Annotated in this window: 15 protein-coding genes; 14 read left to right on the top strand and 1 reads right to left on the bottom strand. The window is 59.2% G+C overall.

Features of this window, described 5'->3' with window-relative positions:
- Positions 1–16 precede the first annotated feature (16 nt).
- The 14 genes from HMPREF2527_RS03530 to HMPREF2527_RS03465 all read left to right on the top strand — a co-directional run bounded on the left by HMPREF2527_RS03530 (position 17) and on the right by HMPREF2527_RS03465 (position 18,724).
- Positions 17–619, top strand: coding sequence for a DUF6318 family protein (locus HMPREF2527_RS03530; RefSeq protein WP_070506363.1), 603 nt, complete (start codon positions 17–19; stop codon positions 617–619).
- A 2-nt stretch (positions 620–621) separates the two neighbouring features.
- A complete protein-coding gene (locus HMPREF2527_RS03525; protein WP_070506360.1) occupies positions 622–1,500 on the top strand; it encodes a DUF6318 family protein in 879 nt (292 codons plus the stop codon).
- A gap of 668 nt (positions 1,501–2,168) precedes the next feature.
- Positions 2,169–2,930 (top strand): DUF6318 family protein, encoded by a 762-nt coding sequence (locus HMPREF2527_RS09675; RefSeq protein WP_141744437.1) that lies wholly within the window; start codon positions 2,169–2,171, stop codon positions 2,928–2,930.
- Positions 2,931–2,944: 14 nt separating this feature from the next.
- Positions 2,945–3,811, top strand: a complete 867-nt coding sequence (locus tag HMPREF2527_RS03515) for a DUF6318 family protein (RefSeq protein WP_049341304.1) — start codon at positions 2,945–2,947, stop codon at positions 3,809–3,811.
- A 58-nt stretch (positions 3,812–3,869) separates the two neighbouring features.
- A complete protein-coding gene (locus HMPREF2527_RS03510; protein ID WP_070506357.1) occupies positions 3,870–4,469 on the top strand; it encodes a DUF6318 family protein in 600 nt (199 codons plus the stop codon).
- A 2-nt stretch (positions 4,470–4,471) separates the two neighbouring features.
- Entirely contained in the window at positions 4,472–5,353 is an 882-nt protein-coding gene (locus HMPREF2527_RS03505; protein ID WP_070506355.1) for a DUF6318 family protein, read from the top strand.
- A 69-nt stretch (positions 5,354–5,422) separates the two neighbouring features.
- A complete protein-coding gene (locus HMPREF2527_RS03500) occupies positions 5,423–6,013 on the top strand; it encodes a hypothetical protein (protein ID WP_049345376.1) in 591 nt (196 codons plus the stop codon).
- A 244-nt stretch (positions 6,014–6,257) separates the two neighbouring features.
- On the top strand, positions 6,258–7,034 hold the full coding sequence (gene tpiA / locus HMPREF2527_RS03495; RefSeq protein WP_005509126.1) for a triose-phosphate isomerase: 777 nt from the start codon (positions 6,258–6,260) through the stop codon (positions 7,032–7,034).
- Positions 7,035–7,272: 238 nt separating this feature from the next.
- Positions 7,273–7,737, top strand: a complete 465-nt coding sequence (locus tag HMPREF2527_RS03490) for a hypothetical protein (RefSeq protein WP_044143857.1) — start codon at positions 7,273–7,275, stop codon at positions 7,735–7,737.
- Positions 7,738–7,845: 108 nt separating this feature from the next.
- Complete coding sequence (secG, locus tag HMPREF2527_RS03485) at positions 7,846–8,103, top strand: preprotein translocase subunit SecG (protein ID WP_012903590.1); 258 nt, start codon at positions 7,846–7,848, stop codon at positions 8,101–8,103.
- 191 nt (positions 8,104–8,294) lie between these two features.
- Positions 8,295–9,704, top strand: coding sequence for an SWIM zinc finger family protein (locus tag HMPREF2527_RS03480; protein WP_070506351.1), 1,410 nt, complete (start codon positions 8,295–8,297; stop codon positions 9,702–9,704).
- Positions 9,705–9,773: 69 nt separating this feature from the next.
- Positions 9,774–12,545 (top strand): DUF6493 family protein, encoded by a 2,772-nt coding sequence (locus HMPREF2527_RS03475; protein WP_070506350.1) that lies wholly within the window; start codon positions 9,774–9,776, stop codon positions 12,543–12,545.
- Positions 12,546–12,623: 78 nt separating this feature from the next.
- Positions 12,624–15,587, top strand: coding sequence for an endonuclease (locus tag HMPREF2527_RS03470; protein WP_070506347.1), 2,964 nt, complete (start codon positions 12,624–12,626; stop codon positions 15,585–15,587).
- Between the two features lie 503 nt (positions 15,588–16,090).
- On the top strand, positions 16,091–18,724 hold the full coding sequence (locus HMPREF2527_RS03465) for a hypothetical protein (RefSeq protein ID WP_070506345.1): 2,634 nt from the start codon (positions 16,091–16,093) through the stop codon (positions 18,722–18,724).
- 147 nt (positions 18,725–18,871) lie between these two features.
- Here the strand turns inward: HMPREF2527_RS03465 and HMPREF2527_RS03460 are convergent, their stop codons facing one another.
- Complete coding sequence (locus tag HMPREF2527_RS03460) at positions 18,872–19,219, bottom strand: type II toxin-antitoxin system HicB family antitoxin (protein WP_012903584.1); 348 nt, start codon at positions 19,217–19,219, stop codon at positions 18,872–18,874.
- Between the last annotated feature and the right edge of the window lie 109 nt (positions 19,220–19,328).

Raw genomic sequence — 19,328 nt, 5'->3', positions numbered from 1 at the left:
GAGGAGGAGAGTTTATATGGAGCCTGTAATAAATCATGTATATGGATCATTCTTTGACGGGAAAGATTACAGGGGTAAGTATGATTTGGGTGAGACTGATATGATTGGGGTTCATGTTCCTGCTAACTATGAGCACCCTGCGTATTCCTCACCCATACCGGGATATGTTTTCTCATACAATCCTATATTTACAGTTCAAATTTTAAAATATTTCTGTGAATACTACTATGGGTGCCAAAACTATATGCTTTTGGCATCCGATTCGCGACGCCTCGAATATGCAATGACCGCCCAAGAAATGTTCTTCCCCGCCATTCAAGACCTTTTTGAAGAAGGGAAAGGCTGGGTTATTACCCCCAACCAGCAAATCCTGACCATGTATATCCTTGAGGCGCAGCCGCGCATCTATAACGAAGAACAAAAAATCTTCGACTGGAACGTCAAATTCGACATCCTTCCCGAAGCAAAAGTCTTCCGGAAAGACACCGGGCAGCTACAGCCCATCACCGAATTTGATACGCGTGGGCTCCTCCGCGACGGAGCAATCCACGGCACCCTGCGCTCCCGTTTCCTTAATCCCGGATGGGACATCCACTTTATCCCCGAAAAGGAGGCCTAACCATGGAGCCCCAACGCAAGGAACAGGAGACGAACGGAACGCTGGGTTCCTCCCAGGAAGCCCAGCCGGTATCTTCTGGTCAGCTACTCGCTCATCAGCAAGAGTCGCGAAAGCCCCGTTTTTCTCGTCGTGCCCTCGCAATAGCAGGTGCGGGCACCCTCGGCGCCCTCATCATCGGTCGAAAGACCGGTATCCTCGCCACCAATGAGGAAAAACAAGAAGCGCGCCTTCTTAAACGGGATAGAGCACTTATCGAACTGGCACCTGAACAAAAATTTGATGATTATGTAGACAGTGGAAGTTCATCCGGTCTGCTCGTGTACACCGCCTACGAGCGCAACGGCAGGTACGTGCCCGCAACCGAAGAACGCGCCGCTCAGAACGTGCCCTACCCCGTTCAGCAGCCAGGCATTGATGAATATAGTCGCGGTGGTTTTTATACTTTCCAAGCATACTTCTATGCTGCCCTGAACTATTTCTACTACACGGGAGATACAAAACCGCTGTCCGAATTAGTTACCCCTGAAAAAGTGGTATCTAAAGAGATTCTTGAAATGTATCAGAAAAATCTTGGGTGGATTGTTTCTGCCCAGGATCTCTACCAGGTAAGAATTAGGATTCCCGGAATCGGTACGCGGTCTAAAAACCGTCGCAAGATATATCAATACCAGGGATCCACCTTTATCCCTGAAGATGCATATTTCTATGTACAACAGACAGGAGAGAAACTACCTATCAATAAGTTCTTGAAGACCGGCGAGGAAGAATATGTATTCCTTTATGCTGAGCACCTGCGCGGCCGCTGGGTGCTGGTGGAGGGCGATAAGGACGCCACGCCGCTGTACCCTCCGGGATTCTCCCTCGAAGGACTAGAGGTGTAAGAACCCACCTTCCCGGTAGCCGCACGCCCTCACCGATAACCACACCACACCCACCCTAGGAGACATATGGAACAGTCGCCCCAGAACCTTGGTGCAGGCGGCTCAGAACATGCCGTACCCTATTCAGCAGCCCGGAATGGATAACTACGACCGCGACGGCTACAGCAACCGCAACACCTACGAGCCAATCTACCCGCAAGGATTTGGGCAGCTGTAGTTTCTCTAGAAACCTCCGCCGGGCAGTACTTTCGGTACTGTGCTGGCGGGGGTTTCTTGCTGGGCTTTCCTGGTGGGCTCTTCGCGGTTGGCTATGGGAGGTGGAATCCGTCCTACTGAGTTCGTGTGCAGAACGTGCGTGTGTTACCTTGAAGTGTGGGCGACGAAGCTCGTTCACCGTCACATCAACTTCAACTTCCGGAAGCTAAATACATGGTTACTTTTCAGGCTCATGCCGTCCCTGCGCCTTTTAAAGATGAGAGCGCTGAGGTTCTCACGATGCGGCTCAAGCATCTAACTCAGACAAGTCAGATGTTGATTCGCTAAAGGTATTTATTCGTTTAGTGATCTCATTTGTTATCTGAACAATGAGTGTTCTTCCTGAGTTGATTCAGTGAATATTTCAACTCATACAAATGTAGAAAATTTATGTAACCTCAAGGATTATTGTTGTGAGCATTATTTACCCTACTTCTCGTAGAAGGTTTATAAAGAGTGCACTTGGAGCTGGTGGCGTCTTAGCTTTGAGTGCCTGCTCATCCACGCCAAAAACCAAAGAGAATAAATCAAAAGAAACCCCTTCGGCAACAGCTAGCGCTTCTCTGAAGCACAATGCCTACGCAAAACCATTCCATGACGATTATGATTACCGCGAGGCAATCAATGATCCGAAAAATGTATTTAATATCGGCATATATGAACCGGCAACGGAAGAACATCCCGCATACGCTGCGCCGCCCCCATACTACAACAGTACATATGAGTGTAATATGACGGCTTCTTCCATGAATATCGCGGTCACTTATTATGCAAATTATCAGAACTACATGCTTCTATCCGGAGACTCGCGACGACTTCATCTTGAAAATATGTTAGGCGGATTGTTCTTCCCCACCATTCAAGAACTCTACGACAACGCTAGTGGCTGGGTCATTACCCCGAACCAGCGAATTCTTAATTTCACGATTCTTGAACCTCAGCCCCGTATTGTGGATGAAGCAAATCACGTATGCGAAATTAACGTTCGATACGACCTGAAACCAGAGGCGAAAGTCTTTATCGTGGGGGAGAAAAAGCTCTACCCGATTACTGATTTTGACACTCGCAACATTGTTACAGGTGGGTCCATCTACGGAACTATGGTGTGTCGATTCCTGGACCCCAAGTGGGAAGTCAACTTTACCCCCACATATGGCCCAGTGCAGGGGAACTAAAGGAAAGGAAAACAGTGAAGGAAAACAATAACACTCCTGCTCTTCGGGAATCCTCAACCGGCAATAACCCATCAGAGCAGAAAAAGAACCCCAAAATCTCTCGTCGTGCCCTGTTACTGGGATCTGCTGTAGTAGGCACTGCCGCAGCATCGGGTCTGTATGTGGCTGGCTCAAACTGGAAAGCTTCGCTAAACGAGCGAATCGCGCAAGAAGATGCCTCATGGAAGCGAAACCAAGCACTAGCCGCCGCCGAGCCTGCAACAACAATTGCAGAGGAAAGCTACAAGAATACTGCAGCAGGTCTATCTGGTCGGCTGGTGTACACCGCATACCGCAAGGACGGTCTCTACGTTCCCGCAACCCGTGAGGCACCCGCACAGAATGTACCCTACCCAGTTATCCGCGAGAAGATGAATACATACGATATTTCAGGTATGTACTTGTTCTTCGCCTACTATAACGCTGCCAAGAACTACGGGTATTTGACCGGTGATCTTGAACCCCTAGCAAAGATTGTTGACCCCGAGAAAGTTATCTTTCCCAATGTGTACGAATTTATAGCCAATAACCAGGGGTGGATTGTTTCGGATCAAGAAATTGAATCGTATATGGTGGAAACTCACGGATACGGTAGCCGAGAGATTCAGGGACGAAAAATATACAAGCTGCAGACGGAATTGTCGATATATGGAGACGCCTATTTTGTGTATCGCGATACCGGCGAAGTGAAATATTTTCGGGATATGTTTCATACTGACCGCCACCCAACTATAGATTTCTACGGAGAGTTTTTGGATGGACGCTGGGTAAGCGTTGACGAAAATCTACAAGGGGATCTTTTGTTGCCCAAGGGTGTTTCTGTCGCCGGATACACGAAATAGATTCGTGAATTCAAAATAGCATTTGGCGATCAGAGACATATTTTTAGAAGGAGAGGAAATGACTGTCGACCCGGAGTGGACTAAAAAATTCTTCAACCAAGAGGACTATAGGGGAGCATACCATCTTGTCGATACTGACATGATTGGAATTTATACCCCAGCAGACCAGCAGCACCCTGCATATTCTGCGCCGCCGCCAGACTACAGCTATACGTTTACTAAATTTCTAACGTCCGCTGATTTGGAATTCTATAATATCTACTACTATCAATGCCAAAACTATATGCTTTTGGCATCCGATTCGCGTCGCCTCGAATATGCAATGACCGCCGAAGAACTATTCTTCCCCGCCATCCAAGATATCTTTGACGACGGAAAAGGGTGGGTCATCACCCCCAACCAACAAATCTTGACCATGCACATTCTCGAAGCACAACCGCGCATCCACAACGAAGAACAAAAAATCTTCGACTGGAACGTCAAATTCGACATCCTTCCCGAAGCAAAAGTCTTCCGGAAAGACACCGGGCAGCTACAGCCCATCACCGAATTCGACACGCGCGGACTCCTTCGCGACGGAGCAATCTACGGTACCCTGCGCTCGCGTTTCCTCGATCCCGGATGGGATATTCACTTCATCCCCGAAAAGGAGGTATAACCATGGGACCCCAACGTAAGGAACAGGAGACGAGCGCCCAGCAGAATTCCTCCCAGGAAGCTCATCCGGTATCTTCTGGTCAGCTACTTGCTCATCAGTCGGAGTCACGGAAGCCCCGTTTTTCTCGTCGTGCCCTCGCTGTAGCAGGCGTGGGCACCCTCGGTGCTCTCATCGTCGGTCGACAGGCCGGTATCCTCGCCACCAATGAGGAAAAGCAGAAAATGCGTCTTCTTAAATGGGATAGGGCACTAATCGCTCTAGAACCTGATGAGAAGTTTGATGCTGGTTACGTAGACCGTGGAAGCGCAGCGGGGTTTATGGTCTACACCGCCTACGAACGCAACGGCAGGTACGTGCCCGCCACCGAAGAGCACGCCGCTCAGAATGTGCCGTACCCCGTTCTGCAGCCGGGAATGAACGAGTACAACCGCGGTGGTTTCTATATTTTTCAGGCGTACTTTTATGCCGCCCTGAACTATTTCTACTACACCGGAGATACCAAACCGCTCTCTGAAGTGATCAATCCGGAAGAGATCATTTCCCCTGAGCTTCTTCGGCTGTACCGGGAAAACCGCGGCTGGCTTATTGCTAATCAGGACGTGTACCGCGTACAGGTTACGATTCCCGGTATCGGTAGACGCCAAAAGAACAGCCGTAATATCAGCGAATACCAGGCAAGGCGACGTATTCGCGATGAGGCTGTCTTCTACGTGCCCGAAACGGGGGAGAAGCTACCCATCGATAAGTTCTTGAAGACCGGTGAGGAAGAATACGCTTTCCTCTGTGCGGAGCACCTGCGCGGCCGCTGGGTGCTGGTGGAAGACGATAAGGACGCCACGCCGCTATACCCTCCGGGATTCTCCCTCGAAGGGCTAGAGGTGTAAGAACCCACCTTCCCGGTAACCGCACGACATCACCGATAACCACACCAGACCAACCACCCTAGGAGACATATGGAACAGTCGCCCCAGAACCCCGGAGCACCCGCACAGGGGAGCGCCGTGCAGGGCAGCCCCTTGCCGGAGAATACGGCGCAGAGCAATGCTGTACAGGAAAACACCGTGCAGAACAACGCTGCAGAAAGCACCACGGTAGAAGCTACTGCAGTACCTACCGCAACCGCCCTCCAGAGTCCCGCGCAAGACCCCGCCGTAGATGGTGCCGCATCCGCGGCTCCTGCCGAGGCGGTAGCACCCGCGCCCGCAGAGCCTAAGCGCATGGGCCTGTACTCGCTTATCTGCCTCCCCACCGGCGGATTCACGGCCTTCTTCATTGCAAATAGTCCCTACCTCTGGATGTATTACGCCTATTGGGAATCTTCCTCGGTAGCAACGGCTACTCTCATCATTTCGTTTGTTGTTTTGCTGTGTGTCTGCTTCACCTACTGTGCTCTTGCGGCGCTCATCGTTGAGAAGATCGCTACCCGAAAGCTGCCTTGGGGTCGTTCCCTCGCCATAAGTGCGCGCGCTACCGCGCTTCTTGTGATTGTTTTGACGATTGTCTTTTTCTGCTACACCTCGTACCTTCTCCGAGGCGGCTACTAACACACCGTAGACAAACATCACCGGCAGAATACCGGCAGGGTAGAGCCCCCTAAGCTCCACCCTGCCGGTACTTCGTATCCGGGGTTCCGCGCAATCAGCGAACGCGGGGTGAGAATAGTCAAGGCACAGCATAAAACCGCGCCGAACCAGTGAAAATATGCCGCCAACCCTCTAAAATAGAAAAGGAAAATTCCGAACAACAACCCCGCCCGGCATACCGCGCGGGAAAGCTAAGGAGCGAACTATGTCGCGTAAGCCCCTCATCGCAGGCAACTGGAAGATGAACCTCAACCACGCAGAGGCAGTCACCCTCGTCCAGAAGCTCGCATGGACCCTCGACGACGCAAACTTCAACTTCTCCGCAACCGAAGTAGCCGTCTTCCCGCCCTTCACCGACATCCGCTCCGTGCAGACCCTCGTCGAAGGCGACAAGCTGGACATCCTCTACGGCGGCCAGGACCTCTCCGTCCACGACTCCGGCGCATACACCGGCGAAATCTCCGGCGCATTCCTCTCCAAGCTCGGCGCAACCTTCGTGCTCGTCGGCCACTCCGAGCGCCGCACCTACCACCACGAAAGCGACGAGCTGTGCGCAGCAAAGGTTCAGGCAGCATACAAGCACGGCCTGACCCCCGTCCTCTGCGTCGGTGAGCCCCTCGAAATCCGCGAAGCAGGCACCCACGTCGAGTACACCCTCGAGCAGCTGCGCGGCTCCATCGCAGGTCTGACCGCAGAGCAGGCAGAAACCCTCGTCATCGCATACGAGCCCGTCTGGGCAATCGGCACCGGCAAGGTCGCAACCGCAGACGACGCACAGGAAATGTCCGCAGCAATCCGCGCAGAAATCGCTAAGCTCTACTCCGCAGACGTTGCAGAGAAGGTCCGCGTTCTCTACGGCGGCTCCGTCAAGTCCTCCTCCGCACCCTCCATCATGGGCAAGGAAGACGTGGACGGCGTGCTCGTCGGCGGCGCATCCCTGCAGGCTGACGAATTCGCAGCAATCGCACGCTTCGACGCATAAAACCCCGACGCACCACAGCGTCTCATAGCGTTACAGCGCCCGGCGGGTACCCACCCGACCGGGCGCTGAACCATTTAACCGCCACCGAGTTAGCGGTGGATGTACGAGGCGGGAGTAAGAGCCGGGAGCAGGAGCCAGACGTAAGGGGCGGGGGAGAAGGGCCGGGCGCGTTCGCCCCTCGCCGCAAAACCCACCCGGAATACGCCGACCCCGCGGTTCGCCCCGTACACTTAACGGCATGTTCAGCTTTGGTTTTTCCCTGGTCATCGCAGCCCTCGTCGGCATGATCCTCTACAGCTACCTGCGCAACCGCAAAGTGAGTGCCCCGCGCCTACCCGGCAACGACGGCGGCAACATCGGCTACGCAGGCGGCGCAGAATACCAGGAACCCTCGCCCGAATACCAGTACTTCGAGAGCCGCCGAGAAGCATTCCTCGACCAGCTCTACAGCCGCACCTCCTCACCGGAAATCCCCGTCACCCTCACCCTGCGCGACTGGGTAGACCAGGGCTTCTACGCTGAAGGAGGCGCCTACTGGGCAGCCGCGCAGCAGTTCACCTACTACCTCATCGACGGCGGATACGTGCGCGCCTACGACACCGAAGGCGACGAACTCACCGCTCAGCGTGTGCTCACCGACCGCCCCGCAGCACTGCAGCTGACCCCCAGCGAATACCAGCGCCGCAGCAACCGCGCCGCGTAAAAGCCGCCTCAACGTGACCGAATGGCGGCTGTAGCGTATAGTTAAACCCGTCTGTCTGCACCCCCGCAGTCCAGGCACCCCACCAGAAGACAACGAAGGAAGGTCCCCATGGACGTCATCATGAACGTACTCATGGTCATCATCGCCATCACCAGCGTGATCGCAGTGATGCTTGTGCTGCTCAACCGCGGTCAGGGCGGCGGCCTCTCCGACATGTTCGGCGGCGGTATGACCAACTCCCTGAACTCCTCCGGTATGGCGTCGAAGAACCTGATTCGCCTGACCGTGACCGTGATTGTCATCTGGGTTATCGCAGTGGTCCTGTACGGCCTGGCCCTGCGCTTCAACGGCCAGATCGTCGTCTAGCCTGAGCCTCTCATCAGAGCCCACGCCCACCCCATCGAGGGTGAGCCAAATAGAGCTTCTCCCCGGCACTTCTCAACCGAGAATGTCGGGGATTTTTTATGCACCAAACGGCAATGACGAAAGCGGTAGCGGGACGCGAATCTTTACGGCATGATAGGACGTATACACCACATACGAAAGGCAAAGAAGCCATGAGCGCCTACACCCTCGACTACACGTACACCGCTCCGTCAGCCCTCATCGACGGCGCCGACTCCCGCGCGCTCAGCCTCGCCACCAGCGGCGGCAGCACCCCCGAAGGTGCCGCCTCCCACCCGTATTTCTTCTCCGGGTTCCTCGAACGAGCAGACGTCTACGCCACCGCACTATTGGTCGTCGCCAGGGTCGCCCGCACCCGCTTCTACGTGCCGCCCAGCTCCCTCGCCGGAGCCCTACGCGCCGCAGACCCCGTCGTCACCAGCACCGCCGAAGGCCTACGCTTCGAATCCTTCAGCGCCTGCTGCGGAGTGTATGCGCGCCTCGACGTTGACTCCAGCGCACTCGACGCCAGCCACAGCGCCGTAGGCGTCACCAATGTAGACGTCAACCCGCCCCTGCGTGCCGCGCTCGCCTCCCTCCGGGCGGGGGAGCCCATCCACCTGAACGTCGGCGACGACGGGCTGCTCACCACCACCCTTGACGGCTCCGTCATGGAAGAAAAAGTGCCGCTGCCCATCCGCTGGCTCAAGGGCTTTGCAGAAACGCAGATGCTCTCATCCCGCATGAGCCCGGTGCACAGCCTGGACGCTGCCGCCGCCCGAACCTTCATCCACTCCCTGCCGCGTAACTCCAGCACCAAGGCGGTCCTGTGGGCAACCCGTGCCGTGCGTTCCCTGCGGCTCGCCACCCGCGCCACCGCCGGATCCGTATGCGTGGCGGGCCCTGAGCGTCTGCGCGTGCTTGAGCCGCTCATCCGCCACATTCAGAGCCTGGACGCGTACAGTGAGCCCGTGAGCGCCGGTAACGCGCCCGTGCCCAGCGTGTGGGTGGCGCACCTGCCCGGTGCACGCCTGAGCATTGGCCTGAGCCCCGAAAAGTCACGCGGGTTCTCCGGTGAGGGATCCGTGCTGCAGGCGCTGTCTAACCCGAACACCGCCCAGAACGCTGACATGCTCAGCGTGCTGCTCTCCTTCGAGCCGCGCATTGACGTGCCCGTCATGTCTGCCCGCGCAGGCCTGGACGAGGCGGCAACCCGCGACGCGCTCGCCCTGCTGGCTTCCTCCGGTCAAGTTGGTTTTGACGCGCATGCCGGCGAGTATTTCCACCGCCCGCTGCCGGTGCATCCGGAGGCGCTGACCGCCATGCACCCGCGCCTGGTCGGCGCGAAAAAGCTCGCCGACTCCGGCGCCATTGAGCGGGTCGGTGAGGGGGAGCACGGCACCGGCGAGTACAGTGTGCGCAGCGGCGCGAACACGTACACCGTGGTGCTGCCCGCCGACCCGTACGCCGTGGAGGGGTACCTCTGCTCCTGCCCCTGGTGGTTGAAGTACCGCGGTACGCGCGGCCCCTGCAAACACGCGCTGGCGGTCAGTATTCTCTACCGCGAACACGCCGCTAGTTAGACACACCACGCACCGCACTAAAAGACGACGCCCCAAAAGCTCGCCTCAGCTTCCTTCTGAAAGACCATCATGAGCAAACGCCCCGAAACACACACCTTCCCCGAAGGTGTCATCACCGAGCCACTCCCCGGCGAAGTCATTTACCCGCTCACCAGGCAGCAAAAAACCTGGAGCGACATCATGCACTTCAACCGCAACCTCGCCAACATCCTGGCGGTCGGCGGTACCTTCGAACAGATTTACCGCCGCTGGCAGTACTTCGACATTGTCACCACCCCATACGGCTCCCAGCTCGGTAAAAACACGCCCGGAACCGTCACGCAGGACCGCGTGAAAATCTACATTCAGACGGGCTGGTTCTCGGGCGCTGCCTCCATGCGACTTGCCGAACTCTACGACGGCGCGGTCCTTGAGCACGACGAGGACTACTACACCGCCCTCATCAACTGTGAGTCCGACCTGATTCTTCCGCTGCTGCGTGAGGACGAACAGCTCCGCGAAGAACTTATCTGGGGTATGCTTGCCGTCGAAGGCAACCGGGACATCTCTCTCACCCAGCGCGATTCCTACAAGCCCGGGCAGAAGGAGAATAACCCCGGCTGGTCGTGCGCCCTTATCGAAGCCACCGAAACCGGGCTGATTAGCCGTGACCGCCTGATTGATGCGCTCCTGAGCTCTCTCATGAGTGACTTCCCGGCGTACCGGGTTGGCTGGTTCTCACGCCTGGTCACCGGACTCAAACTCACCGCCGAAGAAATTGCGGCACGTCAGAGCGAATTTCTGACGCTGTTCTCCTCGCCCATCGGTCCGAGCGTGACCCTCGGCGTGCAGCATATTCACCGCCTCTGGAGCAAAAACCCGCAGGCGCTGGACGCCACCGCCTTCGCCTACGCGGCACCCGCCGTATGCGCCGGAACTAAAGCAAACGCACTCAAAATCCTGACCATGCTCCAGGCGCTGTACCGGGCGGGCACCCTCGATGCTGCCGCTTGCGAAGACGCTGTGGTCATGGCGCTCAGCCACACCCACGCGCAGGTTCAAGCCGCCGCCCTCAACCACCTCGAAGAATGGGTGCAGGCGGGCGCTGCAGACAACGCGAGCGCCGAGACTATCGTGTTCGCCGAGCGTGCCCGCGAACTCTACCGCGACTACCGACCCCAGCTCGATCCGCTGGTTGTGGCGCAGATTCAGGAAGAGGGCTCGCCGCTCCTCGAAGATGGGTACAGCCCGGAGAATAGCCAGGGGAGCGGTACCGAAAGCACCGCCCTCACTGAAGCCGCTGATATTGAGGCCGCCGCCGCGGAGGCGCTCGCCGCCTCCCGCGCCGTAATCCACCGGTACTGGGACACCCCCGTGCGCCCCGTTACCGCATCTGACGTGCAAGAACGCGCCCGTGCGCTGCTGCACCACCAGGTCGCGCCCTGCGCCACCCCCGACACTCTCAACGAAGTGGACCAGCCCGAAACGCACGCCGGATGCGAGCTGGAGCTGGAACTGCTCACCGCCTACCTGCTCAGCGCCGACGGCATCGCGCAGAGCCCCAACCTGCTCGAACAGCTTGTTCCTATCTGCCTGAAAAAGCTGAACCACTGGGGCCTGGAATGGTTCGACATGCGCGCGCATTTGACGGTTCTTGCCGCCGCCGGGAAGCTGCGTGAGCGCCCGAAGGCATCGGAGATGACCCCGAGGGAAGACCCCGGTACGGTGCCGAACCTGCACTACATGTACTCCCGCCACGCCGCGTTCTTCAGCACCGGCTTCAAGGATGCCCTCGGCGCGCTGAAGAGCAGGCAGAGCTACACGCCGCTCGCCACCCCTGAACTGCTCGGCGGGTGGGTGCATCCGGATACCCTGGTACGCCGGTACGCCAAGAACCTGGCTGATGGAGCCCCCATCCTGCGCCAGGATTTCACGGCGGCGCTGTTGCGTGTGCGTGTGCCGGAGGTGCTGCCTCCATACGCTACCGACGAGCAGCGGCAGGATGCACAGAGCCGCCGTGCTGAGGCGCTGACCCTGCTTGAAAGCCTTGAAGAGCAATACGTGAAGAACGCTCAAGAGGACGCTCCGCGCTCTGCGCCTACACAGATTCGCGTGCTCCGCTCCGCCCTCGACGGCACCCTCGCCACCGGGCGCGTCAACCCCTACCTGGAATCCATCACGGTATCCCAGAGAGAAACAAGCTGGGGCCTTCAGCTGAACGGGGTGATGGACGGCGCCTCTACCCCCGAGCTGAATGCTTTCCGCGGCCTCGCCACCGCCCACCACGACGAAGAAGGACAATACGCCCTGCTCTACCCCTCGCGGGCAGAACCGCTGGCGTACTATTGCGCCGGCAGCAACTGGTACATCTTGGATCACTCCACCTTCGACCGTGAACTCTACCTGGCGTTGGCGGCGCACCCCGGCGTGTGGGGTCCCGCTTGCGCCTTCGTGTTTGCCGCGGGCTTCTCGGAGCAGCGCGTTGAGATTCGTTCCCTCGCTGTGGAAATCATGCACCGCGTGCTGGACGACCAGCTCAGCCTCGAGGATGCCACCGCAGGCTTCGTGAACTTTGTGCCGCTGGCGATGCTGAACCGTTGGGCGCTTGCCCTCACCGACTTCGCTCAGCTGGATGCACGGGCGGCGGTGCGCTTCTTCGCGCGCCTCATACCGCACCTGGATACCGGGGCGAACTCGCTCGGCAAGCTACTGGGTGCTTTCAGCCAGGCGCTGGCGACTCTCGACCCTGCCACCCGTGCGGAGCTCGTGGATGAGTCGCTGCGTGCCTGGTTGGGTACGCTGACTGGTTCTTCGCAGAAGGCGCGGTACGCCCGGAATATCCTCAACCAGGTGCAGGGCTAACCGCTCAACCAGCCCTCATTCGACACTTCCGTTCAACTTTTCACGACCATTCACCATCAACTCTGAAAGCAGGTACCAATGACTGATACCGCCCAGCCGCATAACCCTAACGAGCGCAGCGCCGGTGAGCACAACGCAGGTGAGCGCACCCTCGAAGAGCGCCGCGCCGCCCTCAAAGCACTCATGGCGGCAGAATCAACTGACGTGCAGGAATACCACGCCGTCATCAGCGGCTCCACCGAGGAGGAGCGCGCCTCCCTCGCCCGAACCCTCACCCCCAAGAGCGTGATCGGTAGCGACCACATTAACCGCACCCCGCTTGCCGCCTACGTTGCTGGGGCGCTCGTGCGCACCCCCGACGGTGACCCGTGGGAATACCACCGCTCCGCCGGACGAACCATGCGCACCCTTCTCTGGGAAGGGCGCCCGGATCAGCAGCTGATTGACGCGTTCCTGCTCGGCGCTTCTGAACGCCCCGAGGAGTGGATTCTGCGTTTTATTGAGGGCCTCCCGAACTCTTGGGCGCGCTCGAAGAAAATTTGGGAAACCTGCTACACGCTGCTTCGCGCCCGCAATCTGAGCTGCGATGCCCCCGAATACCTGGTCCTTTTCCTGCACGAGGCCCTGCCCTGCGTGAAGAAGGACAGCGCCAGCAACCACGCCCAGCTCAAAACCTTCTTCACCCGTGACATGACCCTGCTCGACCAGGAGTTCTGGGCGGTCTTCCGCACCGAGGGGGTGCTCTTCAAGGGCTACGGCAACTACATGGGTGAAAGCGCGGAACTGTGCCGCCTCATGGGCGAATACTTCGACATTCGCGACGAGATTCTGGACGCCCTGCTACGTGGCCTGACCAGCGATTTCAGCGCATTCAACTCGGCTGCGTTCCACTCCGTCTACACCGATCTGCAGCCCACCGACGCAGAAAACCGGGCACGCTTCGGGCAGCTCATGGCTGTCCTCACCGCAGAGCCCAGTGCCTCCGTCGGATTCGCTCAGACCATGCTGCAGAACGTGCTCAAAGCCTGCGCACCCGCCGCCCTGCAGAAGACCCCCGATCTGCAGCCCCTCGAACAGGTCGACCTGGAACAGCTCATCGACGCACTCGGCGCGAACCTCTACCGCACCGAAAAGAAGATTCAGCGCGGCGCCCTGCGCCTGCTCAAGCTCATCGCCACCCAGTACGCTGGTTTGAGTAAAGCCAAGCGTAAGAAGGCGCAAACCGCCGAGCAGGTGGCGCTCGCCAACTATGTTGCTGACCGCGTCCTCGAAGCCTACGAGGTGCTACCCCTGGAACTGCGCGGTGCCGCGGAAGCCTGCCTGCCCGAAGACCGCCTGCCCCAGGCGGAGGCGGCGGAGGCGGCGGGCGCTTCCATAGAGGTACCGCCGGTGCTGTTGCCCGGCGTTGAGCACCGAGAACCCGTCGCATCCATCGCGAATCTGGATGAGTTCTGCACCCTCATTACGGAAGAGTCGAACACCACCTCGGGTCGAATTACCGGGGACGAATCTCCCAGCACCCGGGGAGAGAACCTGGCGCGCCTTTACTGCTTTGCCGCGACCGACAAGCTGGCACCGGCGGAACAGCAGCAGCTTCGTACCCTGTGCAAGATTTCCAGCGAATATTACTACAACAACGTTGCGTACATGCCTGTTCTCCGCGCAGTATTGAAAGCTAACGCCGAGGCTGCGGGATACGAGTCATGGGAGCTACCCGAGCTGACGCCGCTCCTGCAGTATTCCGACCGTAGTGAGATGGTTGCACGAGCTCGCCCGAGTAACGCGCTCCTGAGCAAGGAAGAGATGATACGTCTGACTATTCAGAATAAACACCATCTCTGGAATGCTGACTACAAGCCGTTGAAGGGATACCGCGACCTCTATGAGATCTTCCGTGAGCAGATGCGTGCCGTCGCCGCCGGGGGAGAGTACCACACGGAAGGACGCACGGTGCGTCTGCTGAGCGCCCCGCTACCCGCCCGTCAGCTGACCTACAGCGACTGGACTTATCGCACTGTTTCTGGCATGGATATGCCCTGGAGCGGCTTCAACCGCGGTCTCGACAATGATCGAGTCTGGGAATACCAGGAGGCCAGCAGGTCGGGTCGTCTCCGCGAGGCAGGCTTCGAAAACTTTAACGTTGAGGAATTCGTGAAGTACCAGCCCATGTGGCAGGTCAAGGGCGACATCGTGGATACCGCAGATGAGGCGCGCGAGGCGCTGAGCCGTGCAACCGCTGGCATGAGCCCCGAGGAGGTCATAGCCTACGAGGCTCTTAACACCGCCTTGATTCCCTTCGTATATCTGCTGAATCTCGACAGGGTTGACAGCTGGCTGGGTGACTTCCTCCCGGCACTCACCGAGTGGTCCTCCTGGCTGCTTCAGAACAACCCGGACCTGCTCTCGGCATACTTCCTGTTCGCCGCTTCGCAGTGTGTTGAGGAGAAGACTGTAACCCCCGTTCCCGTGCTGATGCGCGCGCTGAGGGAGTCCACCGTGCAGGTGGGCGCCCCGACCTGCACTCTGCTCGGTTACGTGGCGAGCGCGAAGAACCCCGAGTACCGTCTGGCGGCGGCAGAAGCCATCGCGGCGCTCTTTGAGGCGGGCCTGCTGGATGCGTCAACCTTCGCAGAGACCCTGAAGTGGGCTCTGGAGGACGGGATGGTTCTTCCTAACCGCCTGGTGGCGACCCTGCGTGAGGTGTCGTCTATCGGTGTTCTGGCGGGTTGGCGTGTGCTGCAGGTTCTGCGCCTGCTGCTGCCGATGGTTGGCGGGTTGACGAAGGGCGGCGACTATGTGCGCCTGGCGGTTGAGCTTGCCGAACTGTACGGCACGCCGGTTGAGATTCCCGCCGTCCTGGAGCCGAAAATGAAGGGCTCCACGGTGCTGGCGAAAGCACTACGCGCCCTGGTTGCGGTGACCCCGCGCGTGACTGAGGAGGCGCTTGCCGCCCGCAAAGCCGCGCTCACCCTGCTGGGTGGAGAAACCTCGAGCGGGGACAGCTCGGGTAAAGGCACCTCACCGGCAGGTGCTGAAGGGTAGCTCAAGGTAGGGGAGTCATAGGGGAGTACCCCGTAACTGCGCCGCCGTAACTGCACCCCTACGCGTGCAACCCTGTGTGCCCAACCTCGTGCACCCAACCCCACTCACCGCCCCGTGTTACCGCCCCGTGACGAAACGGCTTGACCACCGTCGCGGGGCGGGAGTACTCTATAGGTAATGGCGGATCATGAAGAGTCCTACTTTCTGAAATATCTTTCCTATATTTATCGGATTCTTCGCTTCCCGCCATTTTTTCTTTTAACCCAGTTCCCACGCGGCTGACAGATAAGCGGCCAACAGATCAGCAAGCGACCGATCAACAAGCAGCGGATAAGTGCCGCCCAGGCTCCGCAACATGTAATGGTCGGTTACCCCACGAATACGTGCCCCGCAGGTCACCGATGACCAAACCCAGCGACAACCCGCGCCCACGCCGCTACGATAAGAACATAGACACACCACCGACGGTGACAGTCGGGTGAGACCAACGGAAAGGACGACCCGTGACTACCCCCTACGACGCATCCCCCTACCTGCAGGAATCACCCTACCTCAACGAATCCGCCTACCTTCACGGCGAAGCGCCCGAGGGCCTCAGCCCCCTCGTGCGCCTCATCCTGATGCGCCGCTACGGCGTGTACGTCTTCACCGACCTGTACGACCCCTCCTACCGCTCGAACTACTCGAGCATTAATGAGCGGCACCAGGCCGGCGTATTCGACACCGACCTGGGGCGGGTGTCCGTCCTGAGCAATTGCGGTCTGACCCTCAGCCCTGAGTCCCTCGCCCAGGCGCTGAACGCCAGCGCCAACGAATTTGCCCTGTTCGCGACCATCTGGTCCTACGAATACGGGTACCGCCCCGGCCGCGTGTTCCGCCGCGACTTTGATCTGCGCGCCCTGACGCTCACCGACGAGCAACGCTACACCGAGCAGATCATGCACTACCTCTCCAACCCGTACTACAACCCGGACGGCACCGAGCGAATCCTTGGCGGCCTGCCCGAGAACTACGTGCCCTACGAGTGGCAGCAGCCGATGAGCCGCTCCAACTTCACCAGCATGGAACGCAACCGCCGACCCCTGCAGATGGTCAGCGGCGTGCAGAACGCCCTGATCATGGCGGGTGCCCTCTACCAGCAGCTGCTCGGTCAGCAGCAGGCGTACAACCAGACCGACCAGCGCGACCTTGTGGCGTTGCGCCGTTTCCTCGCCCAGCATGACGCACTGCCGGCTGCCCGACCGGAGAACACCAGCCGCGAAAACCGCGTGTTCATCGCCGCCTGCCTGCACCCCGAAGACGCTGAGCACTTGCGCACCATGAAGGAGGCGCTCGCCCTCGCCGCCGCCTACTCGCGTCTGCGTTTCAACGGCACGGTGGGGGACCTGAGCCTGAGCATCGCGCCGCGCCTGAAGCTGCGCCGCAGCGAACGCACTCGCATCGCACACTTGCTCAACCGGGTGCTGGAGGCTGACCCGGTCGGTGCCCGCTACGACAGCGCGCCTGCCGCCGAAATGTACAAGCGCCTCGTCAAGGCGATTCACCCCGGTGACTACCCGTCACTGACCGCGCTGAGCCGCTGGGCTGACGACCTGTACCGCGGTGAGGTGTACAGCTTCGAGTCGCTGGTGGACCGCGCCTACGCCACCCGGGATGCGCAGAACGTGGCACGTCTGCTCTCGACCCGCCCCGGCGTGTTTGCACGCCAGCTGGTGCGCGCCCTGGATGCTTTCGAAGCGCCCCGCTACGGCATCGACACCGCGCCGAGCCCCGGCCAGCAGATCATCTTTGACGCGTTCGCCGCCGTGGCGCCGCGCGTTTCCGCGCCCATCCTGGTGCAAATCCGCAACCTGGTGACCCTGCAGCGTAACGCGCTCGCGAACCCGCCCAAGGAGCGCCCCGCCAACCCGGTGGCGGTGCAGGAGGACCGGGAGATGGCTGACTATGCGCGCCGCAACCCGGAGGGCGTCGCGAGGGTTCAGAACCTCATGCAGAACGCGGGCATCCCGAACCCGTTGGGCTCGTTCTTTGGGGATAATTCCGGCCCGGAGAACCCGCTGCCTTCTATCCCGGTCGGTTCCGAACCTGCCGCGAGCCAGCGCGAGGAGCGCCGCGCGGCGTCCGCTCAGAAGACTCAGCCTGCCGCCCCGCAGCGCATGAACCTGTCCAAGACCGGTATCGCCACCATGATTCCGGCGCGCGAGTACAGCCCGGTCGTGCTGGACCTGCTGGAGCGCCTGGTCGAGATTGGCCTGTCCGGCCGTCTTGCCGAGACCAGCATCTACCTGCCCGAGCAGGTGGGTGATACGATTATGCCGCTGAACACACGCAGTGCCCGCCCCTCCCTGGACGGTATGGGCCGCTACAACACCTCGACGGTGCACCTGCCGCCCACCGGCGTGATTCGCCTCTTCTGCTTCTGGGATGAGGGCGTGGACATTGACCTGTCGCTGATGATGTTCGATGCCGAAGGCAACTACATGGACAAGATCAGCTACTGGTCGCAGACCGTGAAAAACAGCCAGGGCGCCATTTACGCGCACCACTCCGGCGACATTACGGACGGTACCGGCGGCGCCTGGGAGTACATCGACATTGAGGCTCGCAAGGCGCTCAAGGCGGAGGTGTGCTACCTCGTGCCGGTGGTGCAGCTGTACTCCGGCTTCGGGGAGGCACACACCCTGGCCGCGGTGAACGACCTGCAGGCGGGCTTCATGGTGGTGCCCGCCGTGGGTGTGGGCGAGGTGCACGAGGTGAGCCAGGTGCACACCAAGTTCACCTTGCGCGCTGAGAGCCGCGGCGTGCTTCCGTTCATCGTGGACCTGCAGAACCGCGACCCGTACGACATCCCGGAGGAGACCGACGCCATCGTGAAGGTGACGGATATTGGTCTTGCCCACGGCATTAACGTGTTGCAGTCTGGCGCGAACATCACCGCCGTGCGTGAGCACTTTGACTGGGCGCAGCCCATGACGGTGCGCGAGTACCTGCAGCTGACCGGCGCGAAGCTCACCTCGACCGCTGAGGAGGCGCAGGAGGTGCTGGAGGCGACGGTTCCGTCGCTGGCGGCACTGTACGTGGGCTTTGAGAGCGAAGCGGAGGAAGCCCAGCCGCAGGCACAGCAGCTGAAGAATTAGAAACCGCAGAATCCTGCCGCTGCTGAACAGTAGGCGGGCGTAGCAAGAGTGGAGCCCCGGATAGTCGAAACTATCCGGGGCTCCACTCTTTTGTCATGTCATAACATTTTGGAATCTTCGTTGGATGATGAAGATGTACAGGCTTACTTAGGCGACCGCTTCGAGCTGTTGGCTCACGTACTGGTTCAGGCTCTGGTGAGAAAGCGCTGCCTGCTGAACCAGACGACGATGCAATTGCGGTGAAACACGCAAGTTGAATCGTCCTGAGAAGGAACGCAGAGAGAACGGTTCGGGTGCCTCGCGGCCATCTTCTTCAAGAATCTCAAGGGTATCGGCGACGACTTCTCGAATACCCGCGAATGCCTCGGTAGAGGTTGGGGCCAGGTATGAGAGGCTGGGGAATTCGGCTACGGTTCCGACGAATTCCTGGTCGTCTTCAGACCACTCGACGCGGTAGGTGTAGAGCTCCTGGCGGGGGAGAGTGTGACTCGGCATACTTCATGGTACCACTTCTAGTACCATTTCGGGGTGACTTAAAACCATAGAGAAAAGCCCCGGATAGATGTCTATCCGGGGCTCCACCCTTTATCCAATGCAGTTCAGA

The organism is Rothia sp. HMSC071B01 (genome assembly GCF_001808945.1).
In the GTDB taxonomy this organism is placed as follows: Bacteria; Actinomycetota; Actinomycetes; order Actinomycetales; family Micrococcaceae; genus Rothia.
This window is presented reverse-complemented; position numbering and strand designations above follow the sequence as displayed.